This window comes from Micromonospora mirobrigensis, assembly GCF_900091555.1.
GTDB classification, from domain to species: Bacteria; Actinomycetota; Actinomycetes; order Mycobacteriales; family Micromonosporaceae; genus Micromonospora; species Micromonospora mirobrigensis.
The window spans coordinates 205,200-218,346 of the sequence record NZ_FMCX01000004.1 but is presented as its reverse complement, the minus strand read 5'-3'; the positions used below and the strand labels follow the sequence as shown (position 1 = coordinate 218,346).

Genomic DNA, 13,147 nt, shown 5'->3' with positions numbered 1-13,147 from the left:
GCGCGGCGGGCTTTTCGTCGCTCCCGCGAGGTAAGTTCATCGCAGGCGATCGTGGAGGAGGACGACATGGCGCAAGAGGGCGGTCAGACCCAGTCCGGCGGGTCGAGCCAGGGCGACGAGGTCGACGAGGTCACCGCGCAGGCCAACCCCGAGGTGGCGGAGCGGCACGCCGAGATCACCGAGGACGTCGACGACCTGCTCGACGAGATCGACTCGGTCCTGGAGGAGAACGCAGAGGAATTCGTGAGAGGATATGTGCAGAAAGGGGGTCAGTGAGAAGAATGTCCGATTTGCCCGAGCGGTCGGACAAGGTTTGTCCCGAGTGTGAACGGCGCCTGCCCGTCACCGAGTTCCACCGCAACCGGCGGCGGGCGGACGGCCTCGCTTTCTACTGCAAGACCTGTGCGAGGGTCCGCTCTGAGGCGAGTCGCCGTAAGAGGGGGACCGCTCCTCAGAAGAGGCCCTCGGTGCCGGTCCCGGACGGTCTGAAGTGGTGCCCGGACTGCGACCAGTTCAAATCGCTCGAGGACTTCCCACGGATCAGGAAGGCGCCTGGGCGGCACACCTACTGCAAGCCGTGCCACAACGCTCGCGGCAACGAGACGAAGCAGCGACTCTACGGCGGCAACCGCGAGTACCACCTGCGGCGGCGCTACGGCGTCGGGCAGAAGGAGTTCGACGAACTCCTCGCCGAGCAGAACGGCGTCTGCGCCATCTGCGGGGGTGAAGATCCTCAACATCTGGATCACGACCATCGCACCGGCTGGGTGCGCGGGATACTCTGCTTCAATTGCAACGGTGGTCTTGGCCAGTTCCGGGACAGCCCCACGACGCTGGCCAGGGCGATCACGTACCTGAGAGGAACCACGTGGCAGCGGCTTTTGATCCATCCGGGCGTCTACCAGATGTGTTCACCAACGCGGGGACGTCCTCCTTCACCACGTTCCTGAGCCGGGTGGCTCCCGAGATGCTGCCCGGCCGCCGGCCGCTGCCGCCGGGCATGGCCGCCGACCTGGCGCCGCACGCCACCACGATCGTGGCCATCTCGGCCGTCGGCGGTGTGGTGATGGCCGGCGACCGGCGGGCCACCATGGGCAACCTGATCGCCCAGCGCGACATCGAGAAGGTGCACCCGGCCGACGCGTACTCGCTGGTCGGCATCGCGGGCACCGCCGGCATCGGCATCGAGCTGATGCGATTGTTCCAGGTGGAGCTGGAGCACTACGAGAAGATCGAGGGCGCGATGCTCTCGCTCGACGGCAAGGCCAACCGGCTCGCATCGATGATCCGCGGCAACCTCGGCGCGGCCATGCAGGGCCTCGCGGTGATCCCGCTCTTCGCCGGCTTCGACCTGGCCGCGAGCGACCCGGCGACGGCCGGCCGGATCTTCAGCTTCGACGTGACCGGCGGCCCTTACGGGGAGACCGGGTACGACGCGATCGGCTCCGGTTCGCTCTTCGCCAAGTCGGCGCTGAAGAAGCGCTACCGGGCGGGGATCTCCCTCGACGAAGCGGTCCGGCTGGCCGTCGAGGCGCTCTACGACGCCGCCGACGACGACACCGCGACCGGTGGACCGGACCTGACCCGCCGGATCTACCCGGTGGTGATGACCGCGTCCGCGGACGGCACCCATCGGCTGACCGACGCCGAGACGGCGACGATCGCCGAGGCCGTCGTCGCCGCGCGGATGGAGAACCCGGGCGGCTGAGCCGTCCCGTCCCGCCTCACCCCAGCAGTCGTCAGCACAGCGCCCTGAAGGAGAACCGCCGCCGTGGCCATGCAGTTCTACGCCTCGCCCGAGCAGATCATGCGCGACCGCTCCGAGCTGGCCCGCAAGGGCATCGCCCGGGGCCGCAGCGCGATGGTCCTGAGCTACGCCGACGGGGTGCTCTTCGTCGCGGAGAACCTCTCCAGCGCCCTGCACAAGGTCAGCGAGATCTACGACCGGATCGGCTTCGCCGCGGTGGGCCGGTACAACGAGTTCGAGAACCTGCGCCGGGCGGGCGTGCGGATGGCCGACCTGAACGGCCTGAGCTACGACCGGCGGGACGTCACCGGCCGGGCGTTGGCGAACGCGTTCGCGCAGACCCTGGGCGCGATCTTCACCGAGCAGTCCAAGCCGTTCGAGGTGGAGATCTGCGTCGCCCAGGTGGGGTCCGCGCCGGAGGACGACGAGCTCTACCGGCTGACCTACGACGGTTCGGTGAACGACGAGCCGGGGCGGATGGCGATGGGCGGGCAGGCCGACGCGATCACCGGGGTGTTGAAGTCGCAGCACCGGCCGGACATGTCGCTGGGCGAGGCGGTCCGGGCGGCGGTGGCCGCGCTGGCCAGCGTCGGCGGTGAGGGCGGTGCCGCGCGGACGATCGCCGCGCACCAGCTCGAGGTGGCGGTGCTGGACCGGCGCCGGGTGGGGCGTACGTTCCGCCGGATCACCGGTGCGGCGCTGACCGCGTTGCTCGACGGCGACAGCGCGGCCGACGTCGCGCCCGCGCCGGGGGTGGCGAAGACTCCGACGGTGCCCACCGAGGAGGCGCACAAGCCGACCACGTCGGCGGGCTCGGCGGACCTGGAGGGCCAGGCCGACCAGCCGGAGGCGTAGCGGCTCCCGCCGCTGGACCCCGACCCGGCGAGGGGATGCTCCGGGCTGCGGCAGGTGGTGCTGTCCCGGGCCGCTGATACGCCGGGCTGCGGCGTGTCGGGGCGGCGTGCTCGACCGGGGGCCGAATCGCGGTCAGCGGGCGCCGACCAGCGGTTCCCACCAGGCCCGGTTGTCCCGGTACCAGTCCACGGTGGCGGCCAGCCCGGTCGCCAGGTCGACCGTCGGCGTCCAGCCCAGTTCGGCGCGGGTGGTGCCGGTGTCGAGCGCGTAGCGCCGGTCGTGGCCCTTGCGGTCGGCGACCGGCCGGACCCGTTCCCAACCGGCCCCGCAGGCGGCGAGGAGCCGTCCGGTGAGCTCCCGGTTGGTCAGCTCGGTGCCGCCGCCCAGGTGGTAGACGCGGCCGGGCCGGCCGTGGCGCTGGGCCAGGGCGATGCCGTGGCAGTGGTCGTCGACGTGCAGCCAGTCGCGGACGTTGCCGCCGTCGCCGTAGAGCGGTACGTCGTGTCCGTCCAGCAGGTTGGTGACGAAGCGGGGGATCAGCTTCTCCGGGTGCTGGTACGGGCCGTACGTGTTGGCGCCGCGGGTGACGACCACGTCGAGCCCGTGGGTGCGGTGGTAGGCCAGGGCGAGCAGGTCCGCGCCGGCCTTCGACGCCGAGTACGGCGAACTGGGGTCCAGCGGGGACGCCTCGGTCCACGAGCCGGCGTCGATGGAGCCGTACACCTCGTCGGTCGAGACCTGGACGAAGCGGCGGGCGCCGTGGCGCAGCGCCGCGTCGAGCAGCGTCTGGGTGCCGAGCACGTTGGTGGTGACGAAGGGCGCGGCTCCGGCGATGGAGCGGTCCACGTGCGACTCGGCGGCGAGGTGGACGATCGTGTCGTGGCCTGCGACGGTGGCGTCGACGAGGGCGCCGTCGCGGATGTCGCCGTGGACGACGCGCAGCCGTGGGTCGGTGCGGACGGCCTCGAGGCCGCCGGCGGTGCCGGCGTAGGTGAAGGCGTCGAGCACGGTGACCGTCCCGATGTCCGGCAGCGCTGGTTCGGCGCCGGTGAGCAGGCGGCGGACGTACGCCGATCCGATGAAGCCGGCGCCGCCGGTGACCAGGATCCTCACGGCTGGCAAGGTACCCGCCGGGCCGGGTGCGCGCAGCCCGTGGGGCGGCGCGGCGCGTCCCGAGGGGTGGACCGGCGCCCTCCCGGGTGATGAGCAGTGCCCATCCGGGGCCCCGGGCGGCTAATGTCACATCATGGAGCGGCGAATCTTCGGCCTCGAGACCGAGTACGGCGTCACCTGCACCTACCGCGGGCAGCGCCGGCTTTCCCCCGACGAGGTCGCGCGGTACCTGTTCCGGCGGGTGGTGTCGTGGGGCCGGTCGAGCAACGTCTTTCTGCGCAACGGGGCCCGGCTCTACCTGGACGTCGGTTCGCATCCGGAGTACGCGACACCGGAGTGCGACTCGGTGACCGACCTGGTGGCGCACGACCGGGCGGGGGAGCGGATCCTGGAGGGGCTGCTCGTCGACGCGGAGAAGCGGCTGCACGACGAGGGCATCGCGGGTGAGATCTACCTGTTCAAGAACAACACCGATTCGGCCGGCAACTCGTACGGCTGCCACGAGAACTACCTGGTGTCCCGGCACGGGGAGTTCGGCCGGCTGGCCGACGTGCTGATCCCGTTCCTGGTCACCCGACAGTTGATCTGCGGGGCCGGCAAGGTGTTGCAGACCCCGCGCGGGGCGGTCTACTGCCTGTCGCAGCGGGCCGAGCACATCTGGGAGGGCGTCTCGTCGGCGACCACCCGCAGCCGGCCGATCATCAACACCCGGGACGAGCCGCACGCGGACGCGGAACGCTACCGCCGGCTGCACGTGATCGTGGGTGACTCGAACATGAACGAGGTCACCACGCTGCTGAAGGTGGGCAGTGCCGACATCGTGCTGCGGATGATCGAGGCCGGGGTGGTGATGCGGGACCTGTCGCTGGAGAACCCGATCCGGGCGATCCGCGAGGTGTCGCACGACATCACCGGGCGGCGCAAGGTGCGGCTGACCTCCGGCAAGGAGGTCAGCGCGCTGGAGATCCAGCAGGAATACCTGGCCAGGGCGACGGAGTTCGTGGAGCGCCGGGGTGGCGACCAGACCGCGAAGCGGGTGGTGGAGCTCTGGGGCCGGGTGCTGCGGGCGGTGGAGACCGGCGACCTGGACCCGGTGGCCCGCGAGATCGACTGGGTGACCAAGCTGAAGTTGATCGAGCGGTACCAGCGCAAGCACGACCTGCCGCTGTCGGCTCCTCGGGTGGCGCAGATGGACCTGGCCTACCACGACCTGCGCCGGGGCCGCGGCCTGTACGGGTTGCTGGAGCGGCGGGGAGAGGTGGACCGGGTGGCGACCGACCCGGAGATCTTCGAGGCGAAGGAGACCCCACCGCAGACCACCCGGGCGCGGTTGCGGGGGGAGTTCATCCGGCACGCGCAGGAGAAGCGGCGCGACTTCACCGTCGACTGGGTGCACCTGAAGTTGAACGACCAGGCGCAGCGCACGGTGCTCTGCAAGGACCCGTTCCGGGCGTACGACGAGCGGGTGGAGCGGTTGATCGCCAGCATGTGAGGCGGGGCGCCGGCCGGCGTGGGTGCCGGCCGGCGCCGGGCCGGTAGGCTGGCGGCGCGATGAACACTTCTGATCCCTCCGACCGCGACGGCGGCGCCGAGAAGCTGAACTGGATGGACCGGCGGCGGGCCAAGATCCGCGCCGAGGTCGAGCGCAACCGGCGTGGTGAGTACACCGTGCCGACCTGGGTGCTGGCGGTCGCGCTGGCCGTGATCGTGGGCGCCTGGCTTGCGTTGATCATCTTCGCCGGCTGAGCCGCGGCGGAGGCCGAGGCAGGCGAGGGCGTCCGGCCGGCGAGGTCGTCGAAGAGCCCGATCCACGGCGGCTGCCGAGCCGTCCGCTACCGCTCCGGACGGCCCCGCGCGTCACTGCGTGCCGGGTAGCCGGACCGTGACCAGGAGACCGCCGGCGGGCCGGGCGGTGAGGGTGAGCGTGCCGTGGTGCGCCCGGACGATGCTGCGCACGATGGCCAGGCCCAGGCCGACGCCGGCGTGCTCGTCGGTGCGTACCCGGTCGGTGGCGCGCCGGAAGGGCTCGGTGAGGGTCGGTACCAGCTCCGCCGGGAGCGGCTGCCCGGTGTTCTCGACCTGCAGCACGACGCTGTCGCCGTTGACCGCGGTGCGGACGGTGACGGTCCCACCGGCGGCCAGGTTGTGCACGACGGCGTTCTGGACGAGGTTGGCCACCATCCGGGCCAGGAGTTCTGTGGAGCCGCGGGTCGGCGCCGCCGCGCCGGTGACGTCCAGGGTGATCCGGCGCTGTTCGGCCAGGGGCAGCAGCGTCTCGGCGGACTCCTCGGCCAGCAGGGACAGGTCGACCGGCTCGCGGTCGAGGTCGGCCCGGTCGCCGCGGCTGAGCAGCAGGAGGGCCTCGGTCAGGTCGATCGCCCGCTGGTTGACCGTGTGCAGGCGTTCGACGAGCTGGTCCCGGTCCCGGGTGGGGTCCCGGCGGGCGACGTCGAGCAGCGTCCGGGTGATCGCCAGCGGGGTACGCAGTTCGTGGGAGGCGTTCGCGGCGAACCGCTGCTCCTCGGCGACGTGGAATTCGAGGCGTTCGAGCATGGTGTCGAAGGCGTCGGCGAGTTCCCGGAACTCGTCGCGGTGGCCGGGCAGCCGGATCCGGTGGGAGAGCGACCCGGCCGTGGCCCGGCGGGTGGCGTCGGTGATGCGGGCCAGCGGGGCGAGCATCCGGCCGGCCAGGAGCCATCCGCCCAGCAGGCCGAAGATCAGTAGGAAGACGAGCACCTCGGCCACCCGCGGGGCGAAGGCGCGGAGCAGGTCGCCCCGGCCGGGGCCGCCCAGCAGGGGCGGGTCGTACGGGCCGGCCGACGGCTGCCCGGCGGGCGTCTCGGGTACGTAGCGCAGGAGGAACACCCAGACGACCGCGAGCAGGAGCGCCCCGACGAGCAGCAGGAAGCCGGCGTAGCTGGCGGTGAGCTTGAGGCGGACGCTCAGGCCCGAGGCTCTGTCCATGAGCCACCCTCTCGTGCCGGGGTGTCGATGCGGTAGCCGACGCCCGGAACGGTGGCGATGACCCAGGGCTCGCCGAGCCGTTTGCGCAGCGCGGAGACGGTTATCCGTACGGCGTTGGTGAAGGGGTCGGCGTTGGCGTCCCAGGCCCGCTCCAGCAGCTCCTCGGCGCTGACCACCCCGCCGCCGGAGTCGACGAGGACCTCCAGCACGGCGAACTGCTTGCGGGTGAGCGCGACGTAGCGTCCGTCGCGGAACACCTCCCGGCGGAAGGGGTCCAGTCGCAGGCCGGCGAGCTCGCGGACCGGGGGTCGGGCGGGTGCGCGCCGACGGTCCAGCGCCCGCAGCCGCAGGACGAGTTCGCGCAGCTCGAACGGCTTGGTGAGGTAGTCGTCGGCGCCCGACTCGAACCCGGACGCCTTGTCGTCGATCCGGTCGGCGGCGGTGAGCATGAGGATCGGGATGCCGCTGCCGGAGGCGACGATGTGCCGGGCGACCTCGTCCCCCGACGGCCCGGGGATGTCGCGGTCGAGAACCACCAGGTCGTAGGAGTTCACGCCGAGCGCCGCCAGGGCGGCGTCGCCGTCGCCGGCGATGTCCGCGGCGATCGCCTCCAGCCGCAGGCCGTCGCGGACCGCTTCGGCCAGGTAGGGCTCGTCCTCCACGATCAGTACGCGCATGCGGGTCAGTCTGCCGGTGCCGGCGCGGGGCGGGGGCGGGTGGCCGTCGGCGTCGCCGTCCGGCGCCACCAGCGGCGCGACGCCAGCCCGAACAGCGCGGCGCCGGCGGCGTTGACCAGGACGTCGTCGACGGACGACACCCGGTCCAGCCGCAGGACGTACTGCAGGGTCTCCACGGCGACCGAGCAGCCCGCCCCGAGCGCCAGGATGCGTGGCAGGGACGCCAGGGCCGCGAAGCGGATCGGGGCGAAGCAGCCCAGCGCCGCGAAGATCAGCAGGTTGCCGGCGACCCCGAGCGGTCCCATGGTGGCCAGGTCCCGCAGCGGGACCAGGCTGGTCCGCCCCGGTGCGGTGCCGGCCCCCGGCCCGGGCATCAGGGTCAGCCAGACCATCGGCGCCGTCCCGTAGATCATGCCCACCTCGGCCAGCGACGCCCGCCACGCGGAGGGGGCGCCGGTGGCCCGCCGGTGGCGCGCCAGGGCCCACGCCACCACGGCGGCCGCCGGCAGGCCGACCAGCATCATGAGCAGCACGCCGTTCTCCGTGTCGCCGCAGCCGTGCCACCGTCCGGCCAGGCAGGCCGGGGCGGACATCAGCAGCGGCCGCCGCACGGCGTACGCCGCGCCCGCCAGGCCCAGCAGTGCCAGGCCGGCGAGCGCGACGACGCCGGTGCGGTGCCGTGGCGGTGACTGCTCCACGGCTCAGCCACCCGACCCGTCGCCGGGCGCGACGCCGGTCACGGCCCGCATCTCCCGGGCGATCATCTCCGGCAGTGGCGCGTCGTCGTGGTTGGCGAGGATGACGCCGACCCAGCCGGTGTCCGGGTAGCTGCTCCAGTTGGCCCCCACACCGGGGTCGCCGCCGGCCCGTTGGATCGCCCACTGGCCGCCGAGGATCTCGGCCGAGGGCCCGTACGTGCCGAACGAGGTGGGGCCGAGGGGGACCTTGGCCGCGGTGAGCACGTCGGCCCAGGGCCGGTCGAGCAGGGTGCCGTCGCCCAGCGCGCGGACGAACCGGACGAGGTCGGGTGCGGTGGCGAACCCGCCGTCGCCGAGGGCGTCGATGAAGGCGCGTCCCGGGTTCCGACCCAGCAGGTGCGGGTACGGGCTGCCCTGGTCGAGGTGGCGCAGGGCGTCGACCCGGCTTCCGTCGGCCAGGGTGAGGTACGGGTGCGCGATGTGCCGGTCGGTGAGCCACCGTGGTCGGGTGAAGAACGCCGAACCGGTCATCCCGCAGCGCCGGAAGATGTGCTCCGGGCCGGGTGGACGGGGGCCGCGTGGCCGACGGCGCCCCCGAGCGGTCCGCCGGCCGCCACCACCCCGGCGGCGGCCAGCCCGCCCCAGGCGACCAGCCGCCGCCGGCCGACACCTCCTACCGCTTTCGAGTCCATCCGCGGGTTCCCTTCCCGGTCGGGGACGCGGCGCCGTCGTCTGCGGCGCCGCGGTTCGTCCCCCAGCCAAGACGCCGGGCCGTTGCGGTGGCGTATGCGTTTCTCGATACGTCCCCGATACACCCGCCGGTGGGAGCGCCGGTCAGCGCAGCAGGCGTACGGCGTGCCGGCCGGCGGCGGCCGCGGCCAGGAAGTAGGCGTGGTCGGCGTCGAGCCCGCGACCCATCGTCGACAGGCCGACCGGGCTGGCCCGCAGCGCGGCGTCCAGCCCGTCGGTGGGCACCCGGACGATCCGGTGCCGGCCGGCCAGCGGGGTCAGCGCCGCGTCCACCTCGGCGGCCAGCGCCGGGTCGAGGCCGTCGGGCACCACCAGGTCCGCGCCGGTCAGGGCGACCCGGCCGTACGCGGTGAGGCTGTGGTGGGACACGCCGCGGTGCCGGGGGCGGGGGTCGGCGTCGGAGATCCGCAGTGAGCCGACCGGCCGCCCGCCCAGCGCGGCGACGGCGTTGACGGCCTCGCCGACGGCCACCCCGGAGAAGCCCCAACGGGTGCCGGTGCCGAGGTTGCCGGGTCCCTGGGCGACGATCGCCACGTCGGCGTGGAGCACGTGCCGGGCGGCGAGCAGGCCGCTGTGCAGGGTGCTGGCCTCCAGGTCGCCGCCGAAGGCCTGCCCGACGCTGACCGTGCCCGCGAGCTGGCCGGCGAGGCCGGCGAGGGTGCGGGAGAACCAGGCGGGCAGCGCCCCACCGTCGGTGAGCAGGTACGCCACCCGGGCGTCGGGCGCATCGGTGCGGACACCGGCGAGGACCGCCGGCAGGGCGGAGTGCAGGTCGGCGGTGACCACCGGCATCCCGGCGACGTCCTCGGCGGTGGCGAGCAGCTCCCGGTGCGGGGAGGCCTCCTCGTCGACCCCGAGCAGGATCGGCTGCAACGGGGTGTAGCGGGCCTTGACCAGGTGGCCGGCGTCGCGGGTGTCACCGATCTGCGGCGGGTCCGGGGGAAGCCGGTCGGGCAGGGCCACCACCAGCGCGTACCCGCCGGTGCCCAGCCCCATCAGCAGGGCGCCGGCGTTGAGCAGCACCCGGTCGCCGGGCTCGGGGTCGCCGACCAGCGCCGGGTAGGCCAGCGCCCGCATGGTGGAGCCGTCGGGCAGGGCGACGTCGAGCTCCACCGCGCCGGTCCACCGCCGTCGTACCACCGTGACCGTGCCGGACCGCCATCGCACCATCCCGGCACGGTATCCGCGCCGGGGGATCCGGTCGCGGCCGGGTCAGGGTTGCGGGGAGGCCGACTCCTGGGGGCTGCCCTCCTGGGTACGTCGGGCCCGCCGCCCCTCCAGGCCGGGCAGCGACCGGGTGGGGTCGAGGAAGACGTACGCGATCTCCGGGTAGCGCTCGGTGAGCCGCCGCTCGGCCTCGTCGGCGGCGGCCTCGATGTCGGCGCCGGTGGCGTCGTCGCGGAAGTCGACCTTGGCGGCGACCAGGATGTCCTCCGGCCCGAGCTGCATGGTCATCAGCGTGTCGATGCGGTCGACGGTCGGCAGGCCGGCCAGGTCGCGCTCGATCTCGCGGTGGATCCGCTCGGGCACCGCCCGGCCGACCAGCAGGGAGATGTTGCTGGTGGCCAGGATGGCGGCGACCACCAGCAGCAGCACGCCGATCAGGATGGAGGCGACGCCGTCGTAGAGTTCGTCGCCGGTGAGCTGCGACAGGCCGAGCCCGACGCCGGCGATGAGCAGGCCGATCAGCGCGGCGCTGTCCTCCAGGAAGACCGCCTTGACGGTCGTGTCGGCGGTGAGCCGCAGGAACCGGCGGGGACTGGTGCGCCAGCGGCGGGACTCGCTGCGGACCTGGCGCACCGCCCGGGCCAGGGAGATCGCCTCGATGACGAAGGAGATGGCCAGCACGACGTACGAGATCAGGTAGTTGCCGCTGTGCTCGTGCACGAGGATGGTGGTGACGCCGTGGGTGATGGCGAAACCGGCGCCGGCGACGAAGGTGAACAGCGCCGCCAGGAACGCCCAGACGTAGCTCTCCTTGCCGTACCCGAAGGGGTGTCGGGTGTCGGCGGGCTTCGCGCCGCGCCGCAGCGCCAGGTAGAGCAGCACCTCGGTGGTGGTGTCGGCGACCGAGTGGGCGGCCTCGGAGAGCATCGCCGCCGAGCCGGAGATCAGGCCGGCGACCAGCTTGGCGATGGCGATGGCGAGGTTGGCCGCGCCGGCGACCACGACCGTGCCGACGCTCTCGCTCTTGACTTCCGCTTCCGACATGGGCCTCACCCTAAGTCCGCCCGGTCCGGGCCGCCCGGCGACGGCTACCGGGGAACGCCGAATGTGGCGTACGGCGCGGCACGCCCGCGCGGGTCCCCGGCGCGGACGTGTGGGCTGCTAGCGTCTAACCGTGTCGCGGACCCGCACCGAACGCCTGGTCAACCTGGTGATCTGCCTGCTCTCCACCCGACGGTTCCTGACCGCCGCGCAGATCGCCGCGACCGTCCCCGGGTACGAGCACGACCCCGACGACGCCAAGGACCATGAGGCGTTCCAGCGCAAGTTCGAGCGGGACAAGGCCGAGCTGCGGGAGCTGGGGGTGCCGTTGGAGACCGGGACGGCGAGCGTCTTCGACGCCGAGCCCGGCTACCGGATCGCGCACCGGGAGTACGCGCTGCCCGACATCCCCCTGGAGCCGGACGAGGCCGCGGCGGTCGGGATCGCGGCCCGGTTGTGGCAGCACGCCGGGCTGGCCGCCGCCGCCTCCTCGGGGCTGGCGAAGCTGCGCGCCGCCGGGGTGGACGTGGACCCGCAGGCCACCCTCGGTCTGGAGCCGATGGTCACCGTCGACCCGGCGTTCGCGCCGCTGACCGCCGCCGCCCGGGACCGCCGGGAGGTCAGCTTCGACTACCGGGTCCCGGACCGGGACGAACCGACCACCCGCCGGTTGCAGCCGTGGGGCGTGGTCTGCTGGCGCGGCCGCTGGTACGTCGTCGGACACGACCTGGACCGGGGCGCCACCCGCTGCTTCCGGCTCTCCCGGGTGGTCGGCGCGGTCCGGCCGACCGGCGCGCCGGGCGCCTACCGGCCACCGGCCGACGTCGACCTGATCAGCCACGTCGCCCGCTGGTCGGGCCCGGTGGAGCGGACCGGGCGGGCCACCGTGCTGGTCACCCCCGGCCGGGTCGCCGGCCTGCGCCGTTGGGCGGTGGAGAACGCCTCCCGCCCGGACGGTGACCTCCTCGTCCTGCCGTACGCCGACGCGGACTACCTCGCCGGCCAGCTGGTCGGGTACGGGCCGGACGTGCGGGTGGTCGACCCACCGGAGGTGCGCGAGGCGGTCATCCAGCGGCTCAAGGAGATCGCCGCCCGCCACGACGAGCTGGCGGTGGCCCGGTGAGCCGGCCGACGCCCCGGGCCGGGTCCCGGACGTCCGCCGACCGGCTGGCCCGGCTGCTGAACCTGGTGCCCTACCTGCTGGCCCGGCCCGGCATCGAGATCGCCGAGGCGGCCGGTGACCTGGGGGTGAGCGAGCGGCAGCTGCGCGAGGACCTGGAGCTGCTCTGGGTGTGCGGGCTGCCCGGTTACGGCCCGGGTGACCTGATCGACATGGCGTTCGACGGTGACCGGGTGACCATCACCTACGACGCGGGCATCGACCGGCCGCTGCGGTTGACCCCGGACGAGGCGCTGGCCCTGGTGGTGGCGCTGCGGATGATCGCCGAGACGCCGGGCGTGGCCAACCGGGAGGCCGTCGAGCGGGCCCTGGCCAAGATCGAGAGCGCGGCCGGTGACCTGGCCGGGGCGCCGGTGGAGGTACGCCTGCCCGGTGACACCGCCCGGGTGCGGGAGCTGCGCGCGGCGGTCGAGGGTGGCCGGGCGCTGCGGATCACCTACTACACCGCGGCCCGGGACGAGACCACCGAGCGGGTGATCGACCCGCTGCGGATGCTGATGGTGGGTGGCCGGGCGTACGTCGAGGCGTGGTGTCGGCGCGCCGAGGCGGTCCGGCTGTTCCGGGTCGACCGGATCGACGCCGTCGCCGTGCTGGACGAACCGGCCGTGGCGCCGCCGCAGGCCCGCCCGCAGGACCTCAGCGACGGGGTGTTCCGCCCGTCGCCGGACCTGCCGCTGATCACCCTGCGGATCGGGCGGGGGGAGCGGTGGATCACCGAGTACTACCCCTGTGAGCGGGTGGAGCGCGGCACCGGTGACGAGTGGGTGGTGTCGCTGCGGGTGACCGACCTGGGCTGGGCCCGCCGGTTCGTGCTCGGCCTCGGGCCCGACGTGACGGTGGTGGCCCCGGCCGAGCTGGCCGAGCAGGTCCGTGCCCAGGCGACCGCGGCGCTGGCGGCGTACGCCACCCCGGCGGGCGACCCGGCGGTGGCCGCGGTCACCCAGTAGGCTGACCG

The 13,147-nt window shown here is 73.6% G+C and carries 15 protein-coding genes; 8 read left to right on the top strand and 7 right to left on the bottom strand.

Going from position 1 to position 13,147, the window contains the following annotated elements:
• Positions 1-66: 66 nt before the first annotated feature.
• The 4 genes from GA0070564_RS15590 to prcA all read left to right on the top strand — a co-directional run bounded on the left by GA0070564_RS15590 (position 67) and on the right by prcA (position 2,602).
• Complete coding sequence (locus tag GA0070564_RS15590) at positions 67-276, top strand: ubiquitin-like protein Pup (protein ID WP_091609663.1); 210 nt, start codon at positions 67-69, stop codon at positions 274-276.
• A 191-nt stretch (positions 277-467) separates the two neighbouring features.
• Positions 468-950: an endonuclease VII domain-containing protein gene (locus GA0070564_RS15585; RefSeq protein WP_245670022.1), complete on the top strand. Its 483-nt coding sequence runs from the start codon at positions 468-470 to the stop codon at positions 948-950.
• Entirely contained in the window at positions 869-1,708 is an 840-nt protein-coding gene (gene prcB / locus GA0070564_RS15580; RefSeq protein ID WP_176730685.1) for a proteasome subunit beta, read from the top strand. Before GA0070564_RS15585 ends, prcB begins: the two co-directional genes overlap by 82 nt.
• A 63-nt stretch (positions 1,709-1,771) precedes the next feature.
• Complete coding sequence (prcA, locus tag GA0070564_RS15575) at positions 1,772-2,602, top strand: proteasome subunit alpha (protein WP_091609367.1); 831 nt, start codon at positions 1,772-1,774, stop codon at positions 2,600-2,602.
• Between the two features lie 132 nt (positions 2,603-2,734).
• On the opposite strand, the gene rfbB is transcribed toward prcA, so the two are convergent.
• Positions 2,735-3,715: a dTDP-glucose 4,6-dehydratase gene (gene rfbB, locus GA0070564_RS15570; protein WP_091609366.1), complete on the bottom strand. Its 981-nt coding sequence runs from the start codon at positions 3,713-3,715 to the stop codon at positions 2,735-2,737.
• A gap of 133 nt (positions 3,716-3,848) precedes the next feature.
• On the opposite strand from rfbB, the gene pafA reads away from it, so the two are divergent.
• Positions 3,849-5,207 carry a Pup--protein ligase gene (gene pafA / locus GA0070564_RS15565; RefSeq protein ID WP_091609365.1) on the top strand — a complete coding sequence of 453 codons (1,359 nt, stop codon included), beginning with the start codon at positions 3,849-3,851 and terminating at the stop codon, positions 5,205-5,207.
• Between the two features lie 59 nt (positions 5,208-5,266).
• The gene (locus tag GA0070564_RS15560) at positions 5,267-5,461 is read left to right on the top strand and encodes a hypothetical protein (protein WP_091609364.1); all 195 of its coding nucleotides are present in this window, start codon (positions 5,267-5,269) and stop codon (positions 5,459-5,461) included.
• Between the two features lie 111 nt (positions 5,462-5,572).
• Here GA0070564_RS15560 and GA0070564_RS15555 read toward each other — a convergent pair whose 3' ends face one another.
• The 6 genes from GA0070564_RS15555 to GA0070564_RS15530 all read right to left on the bottom strand — a co-directional run bounded on the left by GA0070564_RS15555 (position 5,573) and on the right by GA0070564_RS15530 (position 11,015).
• On the bottom strand, positions 5,573-6,679 hold the full coding sequence (locus tag GA0070564_RS15555; RefSeq protein WP_091609363.1) for a sensor histidine kinase: 1,107 nt from the start codon (positions 6,677-6,679) through the stop codon (positions 5,573-5,575).
• Positions 6,658-7,356: a response regulator transcription factor gene (locus GA0070564_RS15550; RefSeq protein WP_091609662.1), complete on the bottom strand. Its 699-nt coding sequence runs from the start codon at positions 7,354-7,356 to the stop codon at positions 6,658-6,660. The genes GA0070564_RS15555 and GA0070564_RS15550 overlap by 22 nt, the downstream gene beginning before the upstream one ends.
• A gap of 5 nt (positions 7,357-7,361) precedes the next feature.
• Complete coding sequence (locus GA0070564_RS15545) at positions 7,362-8,054, bottom strand: VanZ family protein (RefSeq protein WP_245670020.1); 693 nt, start codon at positions 8,052-8,054, stop codon at positions 7,362-7,364.
• A gap of 3 nt (positions 8,055-8,057) precedes the next feature.
• The gene (locus GA0070564_RS15540) at positions 8,058-8,816 is read right to left on the bottom strand and encodes a serine hydrolase (RefSeq protein WP_342672551.1); all 759 of its coding nucleotides are present in this window, start codon (positions 8,814-8,816) and stop codon (positions 8,058-8,060) included.
• A 72-nt stretch (positions 8,817-8,888) separates the two neighbouring features.
• A complete protein-coding gene (locus tag GA0070564_RS15535; RefSeq protein WP_091609362.1) occupies positions 8,889-9,974 on the bottom strand; it encodes a DUF3866 family protein in 1,086 nt (361 codons plus the stop codon).
• Between the two features lie 42 nt (positions 9,975-10,016).
• Positions 10,017-11,015: a cation diffusion facilitator family transporter gene (locus tag GA0070564_RS15530; RefSeq protein ID WP_091609361.1), complete on the bottom strand. Its 999-nt coding sequence runs from the start codon at positions 11,013-11,015 to the stop codon at positions 10,017-10,019.
• Between the two features lie 130 nt (positions 11,016-11,145).
• Between GA0070564_RS15530 and GA0070564_RS15525 the strand changes: the two genes are divergently transcribed.
• Together GA0070564_RS15525 and GA0070564_RS15520 are read left to right on the top strand one after the other, a co-directional pair.
• Positions 11,146-12,135, top strand: a complete 990-nt coding sequence (locus GA0070564_RS15525) for a helix-turn-helix transcriptional regulator (protein ID WP_091609360.1) — start codon at positions 11,146-11,148, stop codon at positions 12,133-12,135.
• Entirely contained in the window at positions 12,132-13,139 is a 1,008-nt protein-coding gene (locus tag GA0070564_RS15520) for a helix-turn-helix transcriptional regulator (RefSeq protein ID WP_091609359.1), read from the top strand. The genes GA0070564_RS15525 and GA0070564_RS15520 overlap by 4 nt, the downstream gene beginning before the upstream one ends.
• Positions 13,140-13,147: the final 8 nt, after the last annotated feature.

Excerpts from the sequence above, each read along its gene's own strand:
- GA0070564_RS15590 (WP_091609663.1), top strand. The coding sequence starts at position 67 with ATGGCGCAAGAGGGCGGTCAGACCCAGTCCGGCGGGTCGAGCCAGGGC.
- pafA (WP_091609365.1), top strand. The coding sequence starts at position 3,849 with ATGGAGCGGCGAATCTTCGGCCTCGAGACCGAGTACGGCGTCACCTGC.
- GA0070564_RS15560 (WP_091609364.1), top strand. The coding sequence starts at position 5,267 with ATGAACACTTCTGATCCCTCCGACCGCGACGGCGGCGCCGAGAAGCTG.
- GA0070564_RS15555 (WP_091609363.1), bottom strand. The coding sequence starts at position 6,679 with ATGGACAGAGCCTCGGGCCTGAGCGTCCGCCTCAAGCTCACCGCCAGC.
- GA0070564_RS15550 (WP_091609662.1), bottom strand. The coding sequence starts at position 7,356 with ATGCGCGTACTGATCGTGGAGGACGAGCCCTACCTGGCCGAAGCGGTC.
- GA0070564_RS15535 (WP_091609362.1), bottom strand. The coding sequence starts at position 9,974 with ATGGTGCGATGGCGGTCCGGCACGGTCACGGTGGTACGACGGCGGTGG.
- GA0070564_RS15530 (WP_091609361.1), bottom strand. The coding sequence starts at position 11,015 with ATGTCGGAAGCGGAAGTCAAGAGCGAGAGCGTCGGCACGGTCGTGGTC.